The 24,217-nt window shown below is 47.9% G+C and carries 17 protein-coding genes and 1 tRNA gene; 13 read left to right on the top strand and 5 right to left on the bottom strand.

Annotated features, from left to right (window positions below; genetic code table 11):
• The first annotated feature begins 25 nt into the window (after window positions 1–25).
• The 3 genes from T456_RS0109090 to T456_RS0109080 all read left to right on the top strand — a co-directional run bounded on the left by T456_RS0109090 (window position 26) and on the right by T456_RS0109080 (window position 4,246).
• A complete protein-coding gene (locus T456_RS0109090; RefSeq protein ID WP_024865864.1) occupies window positions 26–3,079 on the top strand; it encodes a hybrid sensor histidine kinase/response regulator in 3,054 nt (1,017 codons plus the stop codon).
• 66 nt (window positions 3,080–3,145) lie between these two features.
• Entirely contained in the window at window positions 3,146–3,916 is a 771-nt protein-coding gene (locus T456_RS0109085; RefSeq protein ID WP_024865863.1) for a response regulator, read from the top strand.
• Window positions 3,917–4,036: 120 nt separating this feature from the next.
• Window positions 4,037–4,246 carry a hypothetical protein gene (locus tag T456_RS0109080; protein ID WP_024865862.1) on the top strand — a complete coding sequence of 70 codons (210 nt, stop codon included), beginning with the start codon at window positions 4,037–4,039 and terminating at the stop codon, window positions 4,244–4,246.
• A 115-nt stretch (window positions 4,247–4,361) separates the two neighbouring features.
• On the opposite strand, the gene T456_RS0109075 is transcribed toward T456_RS0109080, so the two are convergent.
• Window positions 4,362–4,450 (bottom strand) — tRNA-Ser (locus T456_RS0109075).
• Between the two features lie 151 nt (window positions 4,451–4,601).
• Here T456_RS0109075 and T456_RS0109070 point away from each other — a divergent pair.
• From T456_RS0109070 to T456_RS0109050, 5 genes are all read left to right on the top strand, one after another.
• Window positions 4,602–5,831: a UTP--glucose-1-phosphate uridylyltransferase gene (locus T456_RS0109070; protein WP_024865861.1), complete on the top strand. Its 1,230-nt coding sequence runs from the start codon at window positions 4,602–4,604 to the stop codon at window positions 5,829–5,831.
• 141 nt (window positions 5,832–5,972) lie between these two features.
• On the top strand, window positions 5,973–6,989 hold the full coding sequence (galE, locus tag T456_RS0109065; RefSeq protein ID WP_024865860.1) for a UDP-glucose 4-epimerase GalE: 1,017 nt from the start codon (window positions 5,973–5,975) through the stop codon (window positions 6,987–6,989).
• A gap of 177 nt (window positions 6,990–7,166) precedes the next feature.
• Complete coding sequence (locus tag T456_RS23070; RefSeq protein ID WP_024865859.1) at window positions 7,167–9,179, top strand: S1C family serine protease; 2,013 nt, start codon at window positions 7,167–7,169, stop codon at window positions 9,177–9,179.
• Between the two features lie 184 nt (window positions 9,180–9,363).
• Entirely contained in the window at window positions 9,364–9,993 is a 630-nt protein-coding gene (locus T456_RS0109055) for a lactate utilization protein (protein ID WP_024865858.1), read from the top strand.
• Between the two features lie 46 nt (window positions 9,994–10,039).
• Window positions 10,040–10,714, top strand: coding sequence for an HAD family hydrolase (locus tag T456_RS0109050; protein ID WP_035801730.1), 675 nt, complete (start codon window positions 10,040–10,042; stop codon window positions 10,712–10,714).
• Between the two features lie 106 nt (window positions 10,715–10,820).
• On the opposite strand, the gene T456_RS0109045 is transcribed toward T456_RS0109050, so the two are convergent.
• From T456_RS0109045 to murC, 4 genes are all read right to left on the bottom strand, one after another.
• Window positions 10,821–12,035, bottom strand: coding sequence for a ribose-phosphate pyrophosphokinase (locus tag T456_RS0109045; protein ID WP_024865856.1), 1,215 nt, complete (start codon window positions 12,033–12,035; stop codon window positions 10,821–10,823).
• Window positions 12,035–13,018 (bottom strand): ATP-binding protein, encoded by a 984-nt coding sequence (locus T456_RS0109040; RefSeq protein WP_024865855.1) that lies wholly within the window; start codon window positions 13,016–13,018, stop codon window positions 12,035–12,037. Before T456_RS0109040 ends, T456_RS0109045 begins: the two co-directional genes overlap by 1 nt.
• A gap of 177 nt (window positions 13,019–13,195) precedes the next feature.
• Entirely contained in the window at window positions 13,196–14,359 is a 1,164-nt protein-coding gene (locus T456_RS0109035; protein WP_051465008.1) for a DnaD domain protein, read from the bottom strand.
• A gap of 295 nt (window positions 14,360–14,654) precedes the next feature.
• The gene (gene murC, locus T456_RS0109030) at window positions 14,655–16,049 is read right to left on the bottom strand and encodes a UDP-N-acetylmuramate--L-alanine ligase (RefSeq protein WP_024865853.1); all 1,395 of its coding nucleotides are present in this window, start codon (window positions 16,047–16,049) and stop codon (window positions 14,655–14,657) included.
• Between the two features lie 207 nt (window positions 16,050–16,256).
• Here murC and T456_RS0109025 point away from each other — a divergent pair, with 207 nt between their 5' ends.
• The 5 genes from T456_RS0109025 to mfd all read left to right on the top strand — a co-directional run bounded on the left by T456_RS0109025 (window position 16,257) and on the right by mfd (window position 23,632).
• Window positions 16,257–17,525, top strand: coding sequence for a glucose-1-phosphate adenylyltransferase (locus T456_RS0109025; protein ID WP_024865852.1), 1,269 nt, complete (start codon window positions 16,257–16,259; stop codon window positions 17,523–17,525).
• A 2-nt stretch (window positions 17,526–17,527) separates the two neighbouring features.
• A complete protein-coding gene (glgD, locus tag T456_RS0109020) occupies window positions 17,528–18,646 on the top strand; it encodes a glucose-1-phosphate adenylyltransferase subunit GlgD (protein WP_024865851.1) in 1,119 nt (372 codons plus the stop codon).
• 29 nt (window positions 18,647–18,675) lie between these two features.
• Entirely contained in the window at window positions 18,676–18,996 is a 321-nt protein-coding gene (gene spoVG, locus T456_RS0109015) for a septation regulator SpoVG (protein ID WP_024865850.1), read from the top strand.
• 233 nt (window positions 18,997–19,229) lie between these two features.
• The gene (gene pth, locus T456_RS19665; RefSeq protein WP_278246918.1) at window positions 19,230–19,856 is read left to right on the top strand and encodes an aminoacyl-tRNA hydrolase; all 627 of its coding nucleotides are present in this window, start codon (window positions 19,230–19,232) and stop codon (window positions 19,854–19,856) included.
• A 131-nt stretch (window positions 19,857–19,987) separates the two neighbouring features.
• Window positions 19,988–23,632: a transcription-repair coupling factor gene (mfd, locus tag T456_RS0109005; RefSeq protein ID WP_024865849.1), complete on the top strand. Its 3,645-nt coding sequence runs from the start codon at window positions 19,988–19,990 to the stop codon at window positions 23,630–23,632.
• The last annotated feature ends 585 nt before the right edge of the window (window positions 23,633–24,217 follow it).

Raw genomic sequence — 24,217 nt, 5'->3', positions numbered from 1 at the left:
TTTCAAATGCATAAGAGAGGTATCCATGGGAGTATTCAGCAGAAAGTATACTGAGACCGGATTTAAAACGGCAGTGAGGATCGCTTTTCAGATTATCGGCATCATTGTATTTGCTGCACTTACCGCAGCAAGCGTAGCATCTTCGTTGCGGGCCGATCTCATGACAGTATCTTCGGGACGCATTGTGCTCATGGCTTTTGCTGTCACCCCATTCCTTCTTTTGGGAGGACTCTATGGATATGTGATATCCATGGCGAGTTTCATGATATCTTTTATCTTCTGCCTTGTTCTTGACATGAGCAATGCCTATAAGATGGCCATTTTCCTTGTTCCGGCCATCTGTTTCTCTTTGTTTTCCCAGTATTTATGGTTTGATAAGGTAAAAAAGACAGTTCTGGCCGGAGTGATAACTCTGGCGCTTACAGGTTTCATAGAGATGGCATGCCTGACCATTGTGCCCGACGGGGCATATTCGGTTGAGGAAATCGTGGCATACGGAATGAAGCTTGGGACTTATTTTACAAGGGATGCGGTGGCTATCTTTGGCTGCGGCTTTCTTTTGCATATCTATTTTACGAAAGTCCCGGACATCTGTAAGATGATGTTCCCACTGGCAATCGGCTATACAAGGGTGTTCAGGGATAACCGGGAACTGCGGAGAGATCTTCGTAAAACCAGAGTAGGTATGAAGATTTCCCTGATCATCATAAGCGTGGAACTGATCCTTTCCATCTCGGTCGGAGTGTTTATGATAGTTCTTTTCCCTGATCTGAAAGAAATGATGATCTCCAATATCGATCCGGAATCGGTGGTAAGTGAGGAAACCACCACAACGCAGCAATTTGATTTTGACGACGACATGTTTCTGTCTGAAGCAGACCGGGAGGCGTTTGTTGATCACATTCAGAGCATGGAGTTTTCTTTTAACGTGAAGGCCTTTGGCTACGATGTGAAGATGGTACTGATGATGCTCTGCATAGGTGTGCCGCTGGCGGCTTTAGCTCATTACTACGCCAAGATTACCATAGGAATGCCTCTTGGCATGATGTCGGATTTCATGAATGAATACGCCGGCGCACCGGATGACATGAAGCTTGAAGTGGGCAAAAAAGCTGACAGGCTGAGGGTAAGGTCCCACGACGAGATCAGGGTGGTCAATGATTCCATTAAGGCCACGGTTAAATCCGTGGAGGAATATATCGGCAGGCTCCAGGAAGAGCAGGAGCTGGAAAAAGAGCTGGAGGTGGCCCAGAAGGCCAGTGAAGCGAAATCAAGCTTCCTGTCAAATATGTCCCATGAGATCAGAACTCCGATAAATGCAGTTCTCGGCATGAATGAGATGATCTTAAGAGAGAGCAGGGAACCTCAGACTCTGGAATACGCCCAGAATGTCAAGAGCGCAGGAAACTCTCTCCTTAGCATAATCAATGACATCCTTGATTTTTCCAAGATCGAGGCGGGGAAGATGGACATTCTTCCGGTGGAGTATCACTTAAGCTCCACAATAAACGATCTTATCAATATGATTTCCGCCAAGGCTGAGGACAAGGGACTTTCTTTTGACGTGAATGTGGAAAAAGACATCCCGAACATCCTCTGCGGAGATGAAGTGAGGATCAAACAGTGCGTGACCAACGTGCTTTCGAATGCCGTTAAGTATACGGAAAAGGGCGGTGTCACCATGAGCGTGTCCTTCAGGAATATTGATGAGGACAACATCGGACTGAGATTCCGGGTGGTGGACACAGGCATCGGAATAAAGGAAGAGGATCTTAGCAAGCTCTTTTCCCCCTTTGAGAGGATTGAGGAGATCAGAAACCGGACCATTGAGGGGACCGGTCTTGGCATGAGTATTGTAAAAAAGCTGCTGGCCATGATGGACACGAAGCTTGAAGTGAAGAGCGTCTACGGCGAGGGTTCGGATTTTTCCTTCGAGGTGGTTCAGAAGGTGGTAGACCGTGAACCCATCGGCGACTTTAAGGCCAAGTACAGGGAGTATCTGGCCAGCCTTGAGAAGTATCATGAGGCCTTCCGCGCACCGGATGCGGAAATCCTGGTGGTTGATGACACTGCCATAAATCTCACCGTAGTGAAGGGGCTTCTTAAGAGTACGCAGATAAAGGTAGACACCGCCGAGAGCGGCCTAGAGACCCTGGAAAAGGTAAAGAAGAAAAAGTATGATGCTATTTTCATAGATCACAGAATGCCGGAAATGGACGGCCTGGAAACTCTCGCTGCCATGAAGGTGCTGGAAGGAAATCTTAACGAGGGCGTTCCCTGCATTGCACTTACCGCCAACGCGGGCTCCGGAGCCAGGGATGAGTATCTGGCGGCCGGGTTTGACGATTACCTGGCTAAGCCCGTCAACGGAAAAGAGCTGGAGAAGATGCTGGAGGACTATCTGCCAAAGGAGAAGATACTTGCGGCGTCAGAAGCAGATGCCGGAAACGGGCAGGAAGACTGGAAAGCCGCTGATGAAGGTGGTGCGGAAAATGGCGGCGCTGAAGATGCAGACTTCCTGACAAAGCTTTCCGGAGTGGACCTTGAGGAAGCCGAGAAGAATTGCGGAAGTAAGGAACTTCTCAGGGAAGTGGTGAAGGAGTTCCTGGTATCCATCGACGGTAAGGCTGATAACATCGAAAACTTCGCATCTAAAGAGGATATAAGAAATTACACCGTTGCTGTCCACGCCCTTAAGAGTTCCGCAAGGCTCATAGGCGCAATGGAGCTTTCCGGAATTGCGGCACATCTTGAGGCGGCGGGGAACGAGGAAAACCTTGAAGAGATCAGGGCAAAGACCCCGGAGCTTCTTTCCCTTTACAGAAGCTACAAGGACAAGCTCTCTGCGGCGGAAGAACCTGAGGATGATGAGAATAAGCCGGAAATCCCTGAGGACGAGCTTATGGGCGCCTTTAGAGATATGAAGGAACTTATAGATGCCTACGATTTTGATACTGCAGATGGTATAATGAATATGTTATCGGATTACCGTATCCCTGAAAGCTGCAAGGACAAGTACGATAAGGTAAAAGAGCTGATGGCAGCAGTGGACAGGGATGGCCTTTTACAGATACTGTAGCCTTTGACCGGGCGGAAACTGCTGATGCGGCTATGGCGGAAGCCTTAAGAAAATGAGGAATTTCAAATGGACAAGAGAGTACTTCTTGTGGGCGGCGGAAAGAGCTTCATGGTGACATCCATCGCCAAGGAACTTAAGGAAGAGGGCTTTGAGGTGATCCAGGCAAATCCCAATGTTACTGAGGTGGAGAGAATAGAGAATAAGCCCACTGTCTATCTTGTGTACATCGATGATCTGGACGAAATGATGGAGTTCTTTGTGTACTTAAGAGACAGGGAGGTGGAGGATGATCTCTCCATCAGCATTATCGGATCCCCTGACGAGGTGGCAAAGATCACTTCCCGCGTATCCTCCGACAGGATTGCTGCGGTTTTTGAGCGACCCGTCAATGTAAAAGAACTGGGCCGGAAGATGATTGATGTGGTGGAAAAAGAGGGTATTCGCCTCCAGAAAAAGCGTATCCTTGTGGTGGACGATGATGGAACCATGCTTCGCACCATAAAGAGCTGGCTCTCCGATAAGTATCAGGTGTTCATGGTGAACTCCGGAATGGCGGCAATTACTTTCCTTGCCAAGAACGAAGTTGACCTCATTCTTCTGGACTATGAGATGCCGGTGACCACAGGCCCCAAGGTTCTTGAAATGCTAAGGAGCGAATCCTCCACCAGCGACATTCCCGTAATGTTCCTTACCAATAAAGGGGATAAGGAGAGCGTCCTTAACGTGGTGGCATTAAAGCCAGAGAAATATCTTTTAAAGACCATGCCTCCGGCAGAACTTATCGCCAACATAGATGAGTTTTTTGAAAAGCAGAAGGGCAAAAAGCTGATGAGATGAAACCGTGACTGGCTTTTCGAAAGTTCTTTTGCCACAGGATGAAGTGGTTCGTATAAACATATACAAGGTCATGAAGTGTCGCGAACCTGAGAAATAATATAAGTAAAGGAGATGGTAGAGATGGGAGATATTATTCTGAATAAGAGTCTGAATGATGACGACCTGGAAAATATCAACGGAGGCATGTCAGCAAATTCAGGAGGCAAGAACAGCAAAGCCGCTCCAACACAGATCCGTTACTGCATAAAGTGCAAGAAGGATACTCAGCATAATGTTTATTCAGGTGGCCGTATGGTGTGCTCAATCTGCGGGACCACACCTACGCTGTAAGACCATTCTTATGATTATGAAGAGAACTTCGACAGTATACGCTGCCGAAGTTCTTTTTCATTGGTATTAAGATTCTGTTAAAAAAATAAGCTCTGTCTTAAAGACAGAGCAAGAGCGGAGTTGAGGGGATTTGAACCCCTGCGCCGGCAAAACCGACCTACCGGATTTCGAATCCGGACCCTTCAACCACTTGGGTACAACTCCAAAAACATATTAATAACAGATAAAGAGGCTTTGTGACATTGCCGCAAAGCCTTTATAATTATACTTTTTTAGGAACTTATCGTCAACATATGTGGTAATATAGTAGGTGCTATAAAAGGAAACTGATATTTATATCAAGGAGGTACATTCAATGACTTTAGAAGAAGCCAGAAAGAAACTGGAGCAGTTCGGACAGCAGCATGTTCTCAAGTACTATGAGGACCTTGATGAGTCACAGAGGCAGGAGCTCCTTACACAGATAGATGAGACCGATTTCTCTGTTCTTGCAAACTGCAAGAACCTGGGAAAGGGCGAGGCAAGAGGTGAGTTCGCACCCCTGGCAGCCATGCAGGTTCCCGAGATATTAGAGCGCAAGGATGAGTTCTGGGCAAAGGGCGTTGAGGCCCTTATTTCCGGCAAGGTTGCGGCATGTCTTCTTGCAGGCGGCATGGGCACAAGGCTTGGCAGCGACAATCCCAAGGGCATGTACGACATCGGACTTACAAAGCACGTTTACATTTTCCAGAGGATAATCGAGAACCTTCTGGACACGGTTAAGGCAGCAGGCGGCAATTACATAAGGCTCTTTATCATGACCAGTGAGAAGAACAACGATGCCACTGTGGCATTCCTTAAGGAGCACAACTACTTTGGATATCCCGAAGAGAAGGTCACCTTCTTCAAGCAGGACATGGCTCCCGCTTCTGACTACGAGGGCAGAGTTTACATGGAGAGCAAGTCCCGCATCTCTACATCCCCCAACGGCAACGCCGGCTGGTACACTTCTATGCTTAAGGCCGGACTTCGCGACCTTATCCTTGAGGAGGGCATCGAGTGGATTGACATCTTTGCCGTTGACAACGTACTTCAGAGGATCTGCGACCCCTGCTTTGTTGGCGCTACTCTCACTGCAGATGTTTCCTGCGGTGCCAAGGTTGTAAGAAAGAATGCTCCCGATGAGAAGGTAGGTGTTATGTGCCTTGAGGACGGCAAGCCCTCTATCGTTGAGTACTACGAGCTGTCACAGGAGATGATGGATGCCAGGGATGAGAACGGAGATCCCGCCTACAACTACGGTGTGATCTTGAATTATCTTTTCCGCGAAAAAGACCTGTTTGAGATTGCCAAGAAGAGCCTTCCTCTCCACGTTGTAGAGAAGAAGATCCCCTACATCGATGACAACGCAAACCTCATCAAGCCCGAGAAGCCCAATGGCTGCAAGTTTGAGCAGCTGGTTCTTGATATGATCCACATGCTGGATACCTGCCTTCCTTATGAGGTAGTAAGAGAGCATGAGTTTGCACCTATTAAGAATAAAGAAGGAATAGACTCCGTTGAGTCAGCCAGAGAGCTCTGCAAGCTTAATGGCATTGAGCTGTGACCGGGAAAAGAGACAGCATAAGATTTAACATTTTGACAGGCAGTGATAACAAAAGATGATTGTCTGTGATGGCTCTTTTTACTACAATACAGTTACAAAAGAACATAAATACAAATTTCGCTTTTTAGAAAAGAGGTAGATATGGCAATTCTTGTAACAGGCGGAGCCGGATATATCGGCTCACACACAGTTGTAGAGCTTCAGAATGCAGGACATGATGTTGTGGTAATGGACAATCTTGCCAATTCCAGTGAGAAGTCCCTTAAGAGGGTTGAAGCCCTGACCGGTAAGAAAGTTCCTTTTTATGAGGCTGACATCAGAGACAGAGAGGCTCTTGAGAAGATCTTTACAAATGAGAAGATCGACAGCGTTATCCACTTTGCGGGACTTAAGGCAGTGGGAGAGTCTGTTCAGAAACCCTGGGAATATTATGACAACAACATCACAGGAACACTTACTCTTGTGGATGTCATGAGAAAGCATGGCTGCAAGAACATCATCTTCTCATCTTCAGCAACAGTTTACGGCAACCCCGCATTTATTCCCATTACTGAGGAGTGCCCCAAGGGACAGTGCACAAACCCCTACGGCTGGACCAAGTCAATGCTGGAGCAGATCCTGTCTGATATCCAGAAGGCTGATCCCGAGTGGAATGTAGTGCTGCTTCGTTACTTCAATCCTATCGGTGCTCACAAGAGCGGAACCATCGGTGAGAACCCCAATGGTATTCCCAACAACCTTATGCCTTACATAACACAGGTTGCTGTTGGCAAGCTTCCCAAGCTCAATGTCTTCGGTAATGACTATGATACTCCCGACGGAACCGGTGTCAGAGATTATATCCATGTTGTGGATCTGGCGGTTGGACACGTTAAGGCACTTGCAAAGCTGGCTCCCGGAAGCGGCCTGAACATCTATAACCTCGGTACAGGTGTTGGATACAGCGTTCTTGATATCGTTAAGAACTTCGAGGAAGCAACAGGCGTTAAGATCCCTTACGAGATCAAGGAGAGACGTGCCGGCGATATCGCTACCTGCTACTCCAAGGCTGACAAGGCTGAGAAGGAGCTGGGCTGGAAGGCAGTTAACGGCATCCGCGAGATGTGCGAGGACTCCTGGAGATGGCAGAGCCAGAATCCTAACGGATACGAGGACTGATACAAGATATAGATCAGTGAGCAGTTCATAAATTTAATAATCTTCTGTTAAAAAATGGCCGGAACCGCATAAACAGTGGTGACGGCCATTATTAATTATTTTATAATATTTAAAACACAATTTTATCACAGACTAAAACTATACTAGAGCCATGAAAACGAAAGGAAGGTTCACGACATGTTTGACGACAAAAATGATCAGATGACAACTAACGAGAACAATTCGGGCTCAACACCCACTACAGACCTGGGGCAGGAGGCAAAAGAGAACAAACCGGAGCATGCTTCGGAGAATTCATATACCAACTACGGTCAGGAGTCAGCGCCTGCAGCCGGTGCGGGAAGTTCCTACGGACAGAGCAGCCAGCGCACCTACAGCAGTACTCCCTATGGACAGAGCAGCACAGGCTACGGCAGTTCCTATGGACAGGGAAGCACCGGAAGCTCCTACGGCCAGGGCCAGGCAAGCAGCGCATATGGCCAGAGTTCAACCGGAAGCTCATATGGACATGGTACCGGTTACGGTCAGAGCAGCTACTCGCAGGGACAGTTCAGAAGTCCTTCCGCATCGGGAAGCAGTTACGGCCAGGGCCAGGCAGGAAGTTCCTACGGCCAGGGCGGCACAGGCTATGGCTACGGCCAGGGAACAAGCGCAGGTTCATATGGCCAGAGTTCTTCAGCTACAGGCTATGGCCAGAGCCAGGCAGGAAGCAGCTATGGCGGAAGCTACAGTTCAGGATATTCTTACGGCCAGAGCAGCCAGCCTTCCTACGGAACATATCAGTACAGCACCGATAACGGAAACGGCGGCAATGTTCCTCCTGTAAAGCCCAAAAAGAAACACACAGCACTTAAGGTGATCGCAGCCATCGTTGCACTTTCACTTGTTGTGGGCGGTGTAGGACTTGGCTACAATGCAGTAAACAAGGCATTTATTGCCAAGAACGATACTCAGACCACACAGGAGAGTCAGGATCAGACCGATTCCACAGTGACTGACAACACTCAGAGGCAGGAGGATGAGACTCCCATCAAGACAACCACGGTTTCAGGCGAGTCCCTTGCTGTAGTTACAGACGTTACAGGTGTTGTTTCAGAGGTTATGCCTGCAATGGTAATGATCCACAACAACTACACAGCATCTGCAAGCTACTTTGGATACGTAACTCAGGAAGAAGCAACAGCATCCGGCAGCGGCATCATCGTTGGCGAGAATGACACAGAGCTTCTTATCGCAACCAACTACCACGTAATAGAAGGAGCAGATACACTGGAAGTTATATTCTCAGATGATTCTGCAATTGAGGCAGTTGTAAAGGGTACAGACTCAGAGATGGACCTTGCTGTTATCGCAGTAATGCTTGATGATATTTCCTCAGAGACCAGAGAGACCATCAAGATTGCAACTCTTGGAGACAGTAATGCACTGACTCTTGGTGAGCCTGCAATTGCCATCGGTAATGCTCTTGGCTACGGCCAGTCAGTTACCACAGGCGTTATCTCAGCCCTCAACAGAGAAGTAGAGATCTCAGAAGGCAAGACACAGACCTTTATCCAGACAGATGCAGCTATCAACCCCGGTAACTCAGGCGGTGCGCTTCTTAACATCCAGGGTGAGGTTATCGGTATCAACTCCAATAAGATCGGTGGCGAGACTGTAGAAGGAATGGGATATGCTATCCCTATCTCAGTTGCTCAGCCTATCATCGACAAGCTCATGAATGAACAGACCAAGCTTAAGGTATCCGCAGAGGACAGAGGCTACATCGGAATCTCCGGTGTAAGCGTAACTGCAGATGTGTCAGCAGGCTACGGCATTCCTCAGGGCGTATACGTTGCTGAAGTTTCAAGAGGCGGCGGCGCTGAGGCAGCAGGAATTGCCAAGGGCGATGTTATCACAGAGTTCGACGGCATGGAGATCACTTCAATGGATGACCTTCAGACAAGACTTCAGTACTATGCAGCCGGAACCACTGTACAGATCAAGGTTATGAGACAGAACGGCATAGAGTACGTTGAGAACACCTATGACGTGACTCTCGGAGCAGCATCAGGCTCATCAAAGGGCTCTGATTCCAACGCCGGCGAAGAAGGCGGAGCAGGCGGATATGACGGTCAGGTTACACCCGGAATGCCCGGAAGCGGATCCGGCAAGTCAGGCCAAGGATCAGAAGGCGCAGGCGGACACTGATACTGAAGCATAAATGGTCCAAGGACTTCCTGACAATCGGAGTTCTTTGTGCTTATCACCATTAAATACATACTCGGCAAAGATTAAGCCCCCGAATGTTTTCTGAAAAGACATACGGGGGCTTTTCTATGCTAAAATGTAAGCAGTTGTTTTGACGGATCATGTATTGTAGGAGGTTTTGGCTATGAATGAGAATATCGTAAAGAGAAATGAACTGCTGGCACAGACTGTTATAAAGGGTCTGGAGTCCAGGAATATGTCCGGATACTATGCCAAGGATGCAGATGAAGCTTTAAAGATTGCCCTGAGTCTTATTCCCGAGGGCAGCAGTGTGACCATGGGCGGTGCCATGAGTGCCCATGAGATCGGCCTGGTGGAAGCTGTTAAGAACGGAAATTATAACTTTATAGACAGGGATAAGGCAGAGGATAAGAGAGCAGCTATGCTGGCTGCTTACGACGCCGATGTATTTCTTGCAAGCGTTAATGCCATGACGGAAGATGGCGTTCTAGTGAACATTGACGGCAATTCCAACAGAGTTTCAGCCATTGCCCAGGGACCTAAGAAGGTGGTATTTATTGTTGGCATGAACAAGGTTTGCAAGGATATTGACGGCGCCATGAAGAGAGCAAGAAATGTTGCGGCTCCCATCAATGCTCAGAGGTTCGGCCTTAACACTCCCTGCGCCAAGACCGGAGCCTGCATGGACTGCAAATCTCCCGACACCATCTGCTGTCAGTTCCTTATCACAAGGTATTCCCGCCACAAAGACAGGATCCATGTAGTTCTTGTAAACGATAATCTTGGATTCTGATATCGTCATTAATGAATTGAGGGAATAAAGAGGTTTTTGGATTTATATGAGCAATCGCGATAATAACAGCATCAATATCAAAGCGGTGATTTTCGACCTTGACGGCACCCTGACAGATACTGAGAAATACTACCAGATAGCCTGGCCAAAGGCTCTTGAGCACTTTGGCTACAAGGTTGAACCCTGGATGCCGCTTCAGTTGCGGTCTCTTGGCCGCCCCTTTGCGCCTCGGCAGTTTAAGGAATGGTTCGGGGAAGATTTTGATTATCAGACGGTAAGAGAGTATCGAAAAGGCATTGTTAAGGAGATGATGGGAGAGAGCGGAATTCCCCTTAAGCCCGGGGCAAAAGAGATACTGACCTGGCTTCGGGAAAACGGATACCTGACAGCTCTTGCCACCGCCAACAACTATGGCCGTGCGGAGCGCCTGCTCAAGGAGATAGGTCTTTTTGACAGCTTCGACAAGATCATCTGCGCTAACATGGTGGCCCTTGGAAAGCCTGCTCCGGATATCTATGCCTTTGCCTGCAAAGAGCTGGGGCTTGACCCTTCGGAAACCTTTGCTGTTGAAGACTCGCCAAACGGTGTGACCAGTGCTTACGGCGCCGGCTGCAATGTCATCATGGTTCCGGATTTAACGGAGCCGGATGAGGAACTTTCAAAAAAGTTGTATGCAAGGGTAGATTGCCTGATGGACATAGTAAAGCTTTTAGAGGCATAGCTTTTTGAATTCTTCTTTAAAAACAGCCTGACAATATGCAAATTAAAAATCCTGCCTTATGGTCTTGTCAAAATAGACCATAAGGCAGGATCGTTATTTATATCTCTTATGCTTTCTTCTCGGCTTCCATGGATGCCTTGAGCTCTCCGCTGTTGTAGCGCTCAATGATGCTGTTGATACGCTCAACGGGGTTTAGCAGATCGCTGATGGAAGCATCGTGGTTAAGTGTATCGATAAGGTAAGCGATGTACTTACTCATATCGCAGCTGATATACCACTCTCTTGAAAGGAGCTCGGGGCTCTGATATACCAGGTTTGTTGTCAGTACTCTGTCGATGACGCCGTCCTTGTAAGCCTGATCGAACTCATCAAGACCGTTTGTGAAAAGACCGAAGGTTGAAAAGGCATAAATTCTTGCGGCCTTTCTCTCCTTGAGGGCTCTTGCTACATCGATCATGCTCTCGCCTGAGGAGATCATGTCATCTACGATGATAACGGACTTGCCTTCAACGCTGCTTCCCAGGAACTCGTGGGAGATGATGGGATTTCTGCCGTCGATAACCTGTGTATAGTCGCGGCGCTTGTAGAACATACCAACATCAAGGCCAAGTACGCTGGCAAGATAGATTGCACGGCTCATTCCGCCCTCATCCGGGCTTATTACCATCATGTGCTCTGAATCGATCTTGAGGTCATCAACGTTTCGAAGGAGAGCCTTTATAAACTGATAAGTTGTGCGGACTGTTTCAAATCCGTTTAAAGGAATAGCATTCTGAACTCTGGCATCGTGGGCATCAAAGGTAATGATATTGTCAACGCCCATGCTTACCAGCTCCTGAAGAGCGATAGCACAGTCAAGAGATTCTCTTGAACTTCTCTTGTGCTGTCTTGATTCATAGAGGAAAGGCATGATAACTGTGATCCTGCGGGCCTTTCCGCCTACAGCAGCAATGAGTCTCTTAAGATCCTGATAGTGATCGTCGGGAGACATATGATTTTCCTGACCAAAAAGCGAATAGGTCTGAGAGTAGTTACAAACATCCACCAAAAGATAAAGATCGTCACCTCTTACAGAGGTCTTGATAACTCCCTTGGCTTCACCGGTTCCGAATCTTGGAACCTCCGCATCCAGAATGTATGAGGGACGCTCATAGCCGGTAAAGGCAAGGCTGCCCTTGTGCTCATTTTCTCTTTCAGCTCTCCACTTTACAAGATAATAGTCAACTTTTTCTGCAAGTGGTTTAATACCTTTAAGAGGAATCATACCTAAGGAGCCTACAGGAATAGTCTCCAGATTACGTTTCTCTTCTCTTCTTGGCATTATTTAAGATCCTCGCTTTCTTTTTTGGCCAGTTTCTTTAATCTTCGAATGTCGGGGCCCGATATCTTAAGGAGTTTGTAATTGCCTGTAACCCTTGAGAAAATACGGTCCGAGTAAGTGTTTTGCAACTGGTCCAGTGCAAAATTAGTGGTGATGACTGTGGACTTCTTGCGCAGATCCCTCTCGTTGAGGAGAGAGAAGAGCTTGGACAGTACAAAATTGTTGACCATCTCTGTGCCCATGTCATCGATTATCAAAAGCTCGCATTCCAGAAGCTCTCCGAAAACATTTTGGAGATCCTGTCTGTTGTCTCTGTTGAAGGTAACTTCACCAAGCAGTTCAAACAGACCCGTGGAGCTGAAATATATGACGGAATGGCCTTTTTTCAGCAGTTCGTCTGCGATGCATATTGATAGGAAGGATTTACCAGTCCCTACTGTACCATAAATGAATAAATTTTGGTAGTCGGTGTCAAAATTATTTATAAAATCTTCAGCAGCCTTTACTGCGCCGTTGAATCTGCTTAGATCATCGCCCTTGTAGTAGTCCCTGGACATGATCCTGAAGTTGTTCTGCCTTGTCAGGGTGCGGAGATTGGATTTGTTGTAGAGGGTGTCCACGATCTTCTGCTTGAAGCAGTGACACTTTTCGTTGCCGATATAGCCTGTGTCCTTGCAGTCGGGACAGGTGTAGCCCATATCGAGAAAGTCCCTTGAGTAACCGGCCTGCACCAGGAGCATTTGTTTCTGGGCAGCTATCTGCGCCAGCTCTTTTGCCAGATCTTCTTTGGGAAGAACCTCGCCCCGAAGAAGCCTTTTGCCGAATTCCACACTGACAGAAGAGGTCTTATCCTCCAGCTCCTTGTAGCCCGGTACATTTTCATACACGCTCTGAAGGCGTTCCTCCAGCTCCTGTCTGTGAAGTGAACGCCTCTCTTCATATTCATGCATTATCGCATCGTATTGTGAATTGGTAAGTGACATATAGAAGAACCTTTCTGTATGTTCGATAAACACGCATTTGCCGCGGTTTTTTAGAAGAGGATTCCATAAACTATGGCCCTGTACGTGTTTCGGGGAAGGCTGATGCCGCCGCCGAACCAAAAGCACAGGGCCGAGCTTATGAATCTTGCCTTGCCCGATTCCCCAATCATGCAAGGTTTAATTGTCCAGAAGCAGCTTCTCAAGCTCGTCCATATCAACGTTGTTATGTTCAAACTGATTGAAGCGGTTCCGGTTGTCGCCCAGACGAATAGATGATTCGCCGGAGCGAAGCTTGGTGTCGATGGAAGATACGGAAGCCCGAGACTTGGTCTTCTTGGCCAGGTCCGCGGAATGCGATGCATCTAAACCGGCAATATCCTCCCTTGTAACAACTTTGTTCTTATGCCAGTTCTGCAGAATACCGTCGCAGTACTTGAGGCGGTTCTTCTGCACCGCTAAAACAGTGCGATCGCAGGCTTCCAAAATGATCTCCATCGAAAACCCCAACTCGTTACGCCACCGGTTTATAAAGGAAGTCTCCTTATCGGTAGGGTTATTTTCCATACCCAGGGCCTTCATAACAGTGAGGATGTCACTGTCATGTTTATAGGTTTCCGTGCGTGCCTGTTCCAGCGTTACGATGCTGTTCTGACTCCAGTTAATGGCAACCTTTTCCATGTAACGGAAATCAGTCTTATGATTATCGACGCAATACTGCATCAGATAGTCCAAAAGTTCGTCGGAAAACTTCAGCTCGTCCCGGATGTAATATATGATCGACATCTCGTTGGAACTAAGAGGTCTTCCGAAATACTGCTCTGCAATAGCAAGGAGACTTGCGCCTTCAGCCTGCTTGAATGCCCGAAGCTGGGCTGCAGTGTAGCTTGGCCTGGAAGCAACCTCTGCTACATTTCGCGTAGGAATGGCGGTAACAGAGGCCGGAGTCCCAGGCATAGACTGCTGCACAACCTGCGGAGCGGAAGCGGTCACCGGAGTGATCACTGTATCGCCCCTGCGCCTGCCGTACTTCCTTGCGTTGGCGGAAGTTATATCCTCCATATGGATTCCGGTCAGGTGCTGTGCACCGTCGTATTCAAGGCTTATAAGTCCCTTGTTCTCCCAGTACTTGAGAGCCCGCAGAACGTCCTTTTCAGTATGATTGAATTTATCCGCCAGAGCCGGAACGCTGGTGGGTAAATTCGCACTCATCATACGCAGAAGAAAGAGGTAGATCTTAATCTGCGCATCATTCGCTTCTGACATGTATTCATCAATAAATATGTTGGAAACATTTGTTGAGTCCTCCCCATAGCCTGAACTAATAGATACTCTCCCCATCATAAACTTTCATCACCTGCTTTACTAAAAATCCGAGAAGAAAATTGTGTTTCCTGTCGGAACAATTCAGATTATAGCATGGGGATTTTTAAAATGATATGGGTAAAAGTGACGAAGAAATCCAGTAAACACGGGAGGTTTAGAAGTTTTATTAATTTTGTGGACAATGTGGATAACGTGGATTATTTTTTATAAAAATAGTATAAACAAGTCCGGCTGTGGGTTTAATACAGCCGGACTTTTCCACCAAAACTCGTTTTAAAAATCTGTTTTCCGTGGGTGGAAATGTGGATAAGTATCATCTGCCAAGGAGCTCATCGCCGATTTTAACAACATCTCCGGCTCCCATGGTTATCAACAAATCACCCTTAGTGCAATTTTGCAGAAGGAATTTTTCGATTTCATTAAAGTTTTCAATTGTCGGGAAATAATTACACTCGTGCCCCATCTCAACGATCTTATCGCGAAGAGTTCTGGAGCTGATGCCTAAGTTATCCTTCTCTCTGGCGGCGTAGATATCTGCCAGGATCACATGATCTGCCAGGGAAAGAGCCTCTGCAAATTCATTCAAAAGAGCCTTCGTCCTGGTGTAGGTGTGTGGCTGGAATACGCACCAGATTTTGTTGTGAGGATAGTTCTGGGCTGCTGTAAGAGTGGCCTTTATCTCTGTGGGATGATGAGCGTAGTCGTCAATGATGGTGACTCCGCCAATCTCTCCCTTGTGCTCGAAGCGCCTGCTGGTTCCGCCGAACAGTGACAGGGCGGAAAGAATGTGCTCATCTTCTATATTAAGAAGAGTTGCCACAGCTATGGCGGCAAGAGCGTTATATACGTTGTGGATTCCGGGAACTGCCAGTTTTACCTGAAGGCTCTTTTCCCCGGGAAGGTGTGCCGTAAAGGATGGATTGCCGAGGTCGTCATAGACGATGTCTGTGGGATAGAAGTCGTAGCTGTCCTTTGAACCGTAGGTAAGAACCTTGCATTCAAGGCCGTCTGTGATCTCAGTGAGATTCTCGATGTCGCCGCTGATGACCAGGGTTCCGTCAGCCGGAAGGAGCTGGGCGAACTTTCTGAAGGAGTGCCTGATGTCGTCAAGGTCCTTGAAGAAGTCCAGATGGTCTGCGTCAATGTTGGAGATTACGCTGATCTTGGGAAAAAAGCTGAGGAAGGAGTTGGTGTACTCGCAGGCCTCAGTAACGAAGTACTCTGACTTGCCGACTCTGATGTTGCCGCCGATGTCCTTGAAGATTCCGCCGATGGAGAGGGTGGGATCCGTGTCTGCCTCAAGAAGGATCTTGGAGAGCATTGAGGTTGTGGTGGTCTTGCCGTGGGTTCCTGCGATGGCTACGGGAAGCTCGTACTCTTTCATGATCTGTCCAAGGAGCTCGGCTCTTGTGAGCATCGGAAGGTTAGCCTCTTTGGCTGCAACGAATTCAGGATTGTCAGGATGCACAGCCGCTGTGTAGACTACAACATCTATATCTTTTGACCGGGAGATATTCTCGGCCTTCTGTCCGTAAAATATTTCGACGCCTTTTTTCTCAAGGGCTTCTGTAATGGCGGACTTCTTGTTGTCGGATCCGGAGATCTTAAAGCCTTCCTCGATGAGGATCTGTGCAAGACCGCTCATGGAGATACCGCCGATGCCCATGAAATATACGTGAATGGGATTTTTGAAGTCGATTTTGAACATTAATTTGCCTCGATTCTTCACACATTTAATATGATGATTTACGAAATAATATTCTAACACTTATTTTCTCAAAGTCAAAAAACACCGGGCGAAATTTGTTTAAAATAAATATAAAGAGAACCGAGTAAATGGTTTTTTTTCGCATGTTTGAGTGATATACTTATAATAAGTTAAAAGCGAATTCTTTTATGCGCAGCGAGGTGGAACATGATAAAAAAAGAAATGATCGCCATGCTTTTAGCAGGTGGCCAGGGCAGCAGATTGGGAGTGCTGACCTCTAAAATGGCAAAGCCTGCAGTTTCTTTTGGGGGAAAATACAGAATCATCGATTTCCCGCTCAGCAACTGCATCAATTCGGGTGTTGATACAGTAGGTGTTTTGACACAGTATCGCCCGCTCAGACTTAATTCTCACATCGGCATTGGTATTCCGTGGGATCTCGACCGTAACTTCGGAGGAGTAACGGTTCTTCCGCCCTACGAGAAGAGCGCCAACAGCGAATGGTACACAGGTACCGCCAATGCTATCTATCAGAATCTCGAGTACATGGAGAACTATAATCCTGAATATGTGCTGATCCTTTCGGGTGACCATATTTATAAGATGGATTATGAGACCATGCTTGATTTCCACAAATCCAGCAACGCAGATGTTACCATCGCCGTTATGCCGGTTCCCATGGAGGAGGCCAGCAGATTCGGTATCATGATCACAGATGATGACAAGCGCATTGTGGACTTTGAGGAGAAACCTGAGCATCCGCGCAGCAACCTGGCTTCCATGGGTATTTATATCTTCACATGGCAGGCTCTTAAGGATGCCCTCATCAAGAATAAAGATCAGGCCGGACTTGATTTCGGTAAACATATAATCCCTTATTGCAAGGAGCAGGGTCAGTCTCTGTTTGCATATGAGTTTGACGGATACTGGAAGGATGTTGGAACTCTGACTTCCTATTGGGAAGCCAACATGGAGCTCATCGATATCGTTCCCGAGTTCAACCTCTACGAGGAGTACTGGAAGATCTACACCGCCAGCGACGTGCAGCCGCCTCAGTACCTTGGAAGCGACAGCGCCATCGAACGCAGTATCGTGGGCGAGGGATGCGAGATTTACGGTAAGGTTTACAACTCTGTTATCGGACCCGGCGTCAAGATCGGCAAGGATACGGTTGTCAGCCACTCCATCATCATGAACGAGACGGAGATTGGCGAGGGCTGTAATATTGAGAAGGCTATCATCGCCGAGAAGGCCAAGATCGGCTCGGGCGTTAAGCTCGGTGCCTTCGAGGAAAAAGAGAATGAGACCAAGCCCGGAATTTATTGTGAAGGTCTAGTCACCATCGGAGAGAGATCCGTTATTCCGAACAATGTTACTATCGGCAAGAACACTATGGTCTGCGGCAAAACAACAGCGGAAGACTACAAAGACGGTGTCCTCGACAGCGGACGAACATTAGATAAGGCAGGTGATTGAGAATGAGGGCGATTGGTATTATTTTGGCAGGCGGAAGCAGCAGCAGAATGCAGGACCTCTCCAAGAAGAGGGCTGTGTGCGCAATGCCTGTTGCAGGTTTTTACAGAAGTATCGACTTCGCACTGAGTAATATGACAAACTCTCATATCCAGACAGTTGCCGTATTTACCCAGTACAATGCGGGAAGTCTTAATTCACATTTAAGTTCCTCCAAGTGGTGGGACTTCGGACGTAAGCAGGGAGGATTATATGTTTTCACCCCTGCGGTTAAGGCGTCAGGCAATCTCTGGTACAGAGGCACAGCCGATGCCATTGCACAGAATCTCGAGTTCCTTCGGAGCTGTCACGAACCCTACGTGATCATTACCTCCGGAGACTGTGTATACAAGATGGATTACGGCAAACTTCTTGAGTACCACATTCAGAAGCAGGCCGACATCACCGTTGTTTGCAAGGATATGCCTGCAACCATCGATACCGAGAGATTCGGAACCATCCGTATGAACGAAGAGAGCAGGATCGAGGAGTTCGAGGAGAAGCCTGTGGTTTCCAAGTCCAACACCATCTCCTGCGGTATCTACGTTATCAGAAGAAGACAGCTCATCGAGCTTATTGAGAGAGCAGAGGAAGAGGAGCGCTACGATTTCGTAAGAGATATCCTTGTAAGATATAAGGACATGAAGCGCATCTATGGCTACAAGATCAAGGACTACTGGAGCAACATCGCTTCTGTTGAGGATTATTTCAGAACCAACATGGATTTCCTCAAGCCCGAGATTCGTCATTACTTCTTCCGCGAGCATCCCGGAATCTACACAAAGGTGGTTGACCTTCCGCCAGCTAAATATAATGTAGGCGTAAGCGTCAGGAACAGCCTGGTTTCCAGCGGATGTATCGTAAACGGAACCATCGAGGATTCAGTGATCTTCAAGGGTGCATTCATCGGAAACAACTGCTATATCAAGAATTCAATCATTCTTAATGATGTGTACATCGGAGACAACTCACACATTGAGAACTGCATTGTTGAGAGCCATGGAACCATCCAGGCAAACTCTTATTATAAAGAAGAAAATGGCATAAAGATTGTAGTCGAAAACAATGAGAGATACGTGATCTGACATAGTTTCCATAAGAGGGGGACAACAATATGAAGATAACAGACATCCGTGTTAGAAAAGTTGCCAAACAGGGAAAGATGCGTGCAGTAGTATCAGTTACTTTTGATAACGAGTTTGTTGTTCACGACATAAAGGTTATCGAGGGAGAGCGTGGCTTGTTCATTGCCATGCCCAGCAAGAAGTCGGCTGACGGCGAGTACAGGGATATCGCACATCCCATCAACTCCGACACCCGCAAGATCTTGCAGGACGCCATCCTCGAGGCCTTTGACAAGGCAGCACCACCCGATGAAGAGGGCGGTGGCGATGCGGCGCCGGAGGCGCCGGCAGAAAATCCGCCGTTTGCTTAAGGGGCCGGTGCAGGGACGAAGCTGTGGCTTTTCCTATAGTTGGACAGGCTGCGGAGGCGGAGCTGCGAAGCTGCTATATAGTTGGATCTAAAGAATATGACGGGAGGCTTTTAGGGGCCTCCCGTTTTTGCCTTATAACATGCTATGATTGATAGGAGAAATAGTTGACTTTATCTGTGTTTCTGCTATTATTTGTGAGCACATTTAATTATCCGGAATAGTTGGGGTGGGGAATGTTTGAGTTTTTGAGAAAGCTCTTTTCATATAAGAAGGAAGAGGAAGACGGAAACATGTTTGTAATAGTGGGACTGGGAAATCCCGAGAAGAAATACTTTAAGACCAGGCACAATGTGGGCTTTGAGACCATTGATGTGCTTTCGGATAAATACAATATCGGCCTTACAGAGACTAAGTTCAAGGCGGCCTACGGCAAGGGAAGGATCGGAAATGAAAGAGTCATTCTGGTCAAGCCCCTTACCTATATGAACCTTAGCGGTGAGGCGGTGGCACCTTTATGCAATTATTTTAAGGTGGATTCCAAGACCAATCTTATCGTAATCTCAGATGATGTGGATCTTGATCCGGGGCTCATTCGGGTTCGTCCCAAGGGAAGCGCCGGCGGACACAACGGACTTAAGAACATCATCGCGCAGCTTGGACACAGCGAGTTTTCAAGGATTCGTGTAGGCGTCGGCAAGAAGCCCAAGGAATGGGATATGGTGGACTGGGTTCTCGGACACTTTGAGGGCGAGGACCGGAAAGCCGTCGATGAGGCGGAACAGAACGCTGCGGATGCAGTTGTTGAGATCATGGAAAACGGCGTGGATTCTGCCATGAACAAGTTTAACGGAAAGAAATAACGTGATCTGCCACTAGCAGGCTTGGCATCAGAAAGAGATGTGATCTGTTGCCGGCAGATTTGGCAGCGGGAAATGACATGATTGTATAAGCCGCTCGGAGCGGTTTGCTTGTATTAAACGGACGGGAACTGATGAGAGCGATTACGACCCCCCTATCTGAATTACAGGAATTTCAAGAGATAAATAAATACCTGGAGAAACCCTTTGCCTGCGCGGAGGTCACCGGGTGCGTGGACTCCCAGAAGCTGCACTTTATCAGCAGCCTGGGGGCTGATTTCAAATACAGAATTATCGTTACCTACTCGGATCTTCGGGCAAAAGAGATCTATGAGGATTACAAGTTTTATGACCGGAATGTCACAGTCTATCCGGCAAAAGACCTTATCTTTTACCAGGCAGATGTCCACAGCAATGAGATAGTCCGTCAGCGTATCCGCTGTATGAGGCGTCTCATCGAGGGCAGGCCTGTCACGGTTGTTACCACTTTTTCAGCACTGATGGCACCTCAGATCAAACCTGAGGTTATTAAGGAGCACATCCTTACTATTGATAAGCACAAGCCCATCGACGAGATTGAGATCAGCAAAAAGCTGATTACCATGGGCTATACCAAGAATTATCAGGTCGAGGCTCCGGGCGAGTTCTCCGTCCGTGGCGACATCGTAGATGTTTTTGACCTTACTGAGGAGAACCCCTTCAGGATTGAGCTGTGGGGAGATGAGATACAATCCATCAGAAGCTTCGATATTCTTTCTCAGAGATCCCTGGAAAAGCTGGAATCCATCGACATTTATCCTGCATCGGAGATAATCCTGGAAAGGGACCGTCTCGAGAAGGGAATGGAGAAGATCGAGGAGGATTCGGAGCGCTGCGTAAATGCGCTTCGCGCCGAGTTCAAGACTAAGGAAGCTCATCAGCTCAAGACTCAGACCGCAGAACTTAAAGAACAGCTTATAGAGCTGAACATGGCGGTGAATCTGGAGAGTTACATTAGATATTTCTATGAAGATACGGTAACAATTCAGGAGATGTTTCCCAAGGGGCGGACCTGCATTTTTATCGACGAGCCGCAGCGCGTGCAGGAACATGCCATAGCGGTGGAGACGGAATTCAGGGAGAGCATGACCCACAGGGCGGAGAAGGGATACGTTCTGCCCGGACAGATGGATCTTCTCTATTCGATAGATAACTGTATTGCCAGAATGAGTAACGGCAGACGAGTGCTGGTTTCTGCACTGGCCATGCCAAAGAGCCAAAATCTCTTTTCCCCGAAAAAGAGCTGGGACATTAAGGCAAGAAGCATCGCGCCCTATAATAACAGCTTCGATACGCTGGTGAAGGACCTTAAGGATTACAAAGCCAAGGGCTACAGGGTGCTGATTCTTTCCGGTTCCAGGACCAGGGCAAAAAGAATTGTCGAGGACCTTAGGGACAATCTGGTAACGGCGTTTTACAGCGAGGACCCCGGAAGGGTGCTTTCCGCCGGCGAGATAATGACATATTATGGACGGATACTCAAGGGCTTTGAGTACCCGGATGTGAAGTTTGCGGTGATCGCAGAGAGCGACATCTTTACCGAGCATGCCCGCAAGAAAAAGAAGAAAAAGAGCAAGTACCAGGGTGAGAAGATCTCTGATTTCGCGGACCTAAAGGTTGGAGACTACGTGGTGCATGAGGATCACGGACTTGGGATCTACCGCGGTATTGAGAAGATTGAGACTGATCACGTGGTGAAGGATTACATCAAGGTTGAGTATGGCGGAGGCGGAAACCTTTACGTGCTGGCTACGGGGCTGTCGGTCATTCAGAAGTACGCCTCAGGCGGCGATGATGAGAACGGGCATAAGCCAAAGCTCAATAAACTTGGCACAGCAGAGTGGCACCATACCAAGAGTAAGGTCAAGGCTGCGGTAGAGGAAGTGGCCCAGGATCTGGTGGAGCTCTATGCAAAGAGGCAGCAGGCTCAAGGTTTCCCGTTTGGTAAGGATACAGTGTGGCAGCAGGAGTTTGAGGATGCTTTCCCTTATCAGGAGACTGAGGACCAGCTTCAGGCCATTGAGGATACCAAGCATGACATGGAGTCCTCGGGCATAATGGACAGACTAATCTGCGGTGACGTGGGATTTGGAAAGACTGAGGTTGCCATACGTGCGGCCTTTAAGGCGGTACAGGACGGTAAGCAGGTAGCTCTTTTGGTGCCTACGACCATTCTGGCGCAGCAGCATTACAATACATTTACCGAGAGAATGAGGGCCTTCCCTGTTCGAGTGGATCTGATGTCCCGCTTCAGGACTGCCTCCGAGCAGAAGAAGACGGTGGCGGATCTTAAGAAGGGCCTTGTGGATATTGTCATCGGGACGCATCGTCTTTTGTCCAAGGATGTGACCTATAAGGACCTTGGGCTTTTGATCGTGGACGAGGAGCAGCGCTTTGGTGTTACTCACAAGGAAAAAATAAAGGCCATGAAGGAGAACATAGACGTTCTTACTTTGACGGCGACACCTATTCCCAGGACTTTGCACATGTCCCTTGTGGGAATCAGGGATATGAGCGTTCTGGAGGAAGCGCCTAACGACAGGCTTCCCATCCAGACCTATGTAATGGAGTACAATGACGAGCTGGTGCGCGAGGCGATTGTTCGTGAGTTGTCGAGGGGGGGCCAGGTTTACTATGTTTACAACAGGGTCAATACCATTGCAGATACGGCGGCGGCTATTCAGAAGCTGGTGCCTGAGGCCAATGTGGCTTTTGCCCATGGACAGATGAAGGAAGCTGAGCTTGAGCGCATCATGTACGACTTTATCGACGGGACTATTGATGTGCTGGTGTCCACGACTATCATTGAGACAGGGCTTGATATTCCGAATGTTAATACCATGATAATTCACGATTCGGATAAGATGGGACTTTCTCAGCTGTATCAGCTCAGGGGACGTGTCGGAAGATCCAATAAAACGGCCTATGCCTTCCTTATGTATAAGAGAGATAAGATGCTCAAGGAGGTTGCGGAGAAGAGACTTGCAGCGATCAAGGAATTCACTGACCTTGGAAGCGGCTTTAAGATCGCCATGCGTGACCTGGAGATCCGCGGCGCCGGTAGCCTTCTGGGCAAAAAGCAGAGCGGACATATGGCCGCAGTTGGATATGATATGTACTGCAAGATGCTGGGCGAAGCGGTCAAGATCAGGAAAGGCGACGAGGGCGATGTTGTGCTTGATGCAATAAACACCAGCATTGACCTTGATGTGGATGCTTATATCCCTGCGGAATATATTTTGAACGAAGAGCAGAAGCTGGAGATTTATAAGAGGATCGCCAGCCTTGAGAATTCCCAGGAGTGCGACGACATGCGGGATGAGCTCATTGACCGGTTCGGTGAGGTGCCGGAGCCCGTGGAGAACCTGCTTAGGATTTCGTTGCTACGTACTAAGGCCCATGATCTGTATATTATGGAGATCAATGGCGGAAGTACCGCAGGCAGCGTAAGCGGCGGCATTAGCAGCAGTGTCGGAAGTGCCGGAAACGAGTCTGCCGGCGGTGTTGGCAGCGGCGGCGCCGGGGAGATTGAAATCAAGATCAATCCTTCCGCAAAGATTGACGCCGGAAAGATTCCCGGCCTGATCGCATCCTATAAGGGCGCCATGGCCTTCCATCAGGCCGGCATACCTGCCTTTGTCTACAAGTACAAGAAGGACACTAATCCACGCAAGGCCGAGCAGCAGCTCCTTGCGGACGCCGAGAGCATTGTGGAGAAACTGGCGAGCCTGAGGGCGTGAGGGATTGGCGAGTGCTGAGTGCGGTACTTGCGTTTTGTGCTGTTTTGTGCGGGCGGTTTTGATTGGCTGCTTGTGTAGCTGCCTATGCGGCGGTTTGTGTAGCTGCTTATGCGGCGGTTTGGGCGCTAATATTTGTGCTCAATTCTATATTATTGTTTGTTTTAGGCACATGAGTTGGATAAATCATGTGCCTAATGTTTTATAATGTGCAGGGATGGGCACAGGAAAAACTACCATGTATGTGCAAACGTGTGCCGAGTGTTCAAGCCCTAAGTGGTATAGGCACATGTATACCTCTCGATATGCGGAATACTATTAAGAAAAGCTGTGCCGAAATATGGGAATAATAGGTGAATTAGGCATACTCATTTCAAGAAAACTGTGCTTAAGTTTGCTGTAATTAGATAGTTGGGCACATTAAGTTAAATCTGTGTTGAATTCGGCTATGCCACAAAACATCCTATAATCAGTATTCGGCACACATCATATACTTAAAGCAATATAAATGATTGACACTCTACCAGTATGTCAATTATAATAACCAAATGTCTAAGATATTCTTAGAAAATGCGCGCCGGTTCTAGG

Source organism: Butyrivibrio sp. FCS014 (genome assembly GCF_000526935.1).
Taxonomy (GTDB): Bacteria; Bacillota; Clostridia; order Lachnospirales; family Lachnospiraceae; genus Butyrivibrio.
Note: the sequence above shows the minus strand (reverse complement) of the source record. Positions and strands in the feature narration are given on the sequence as shown.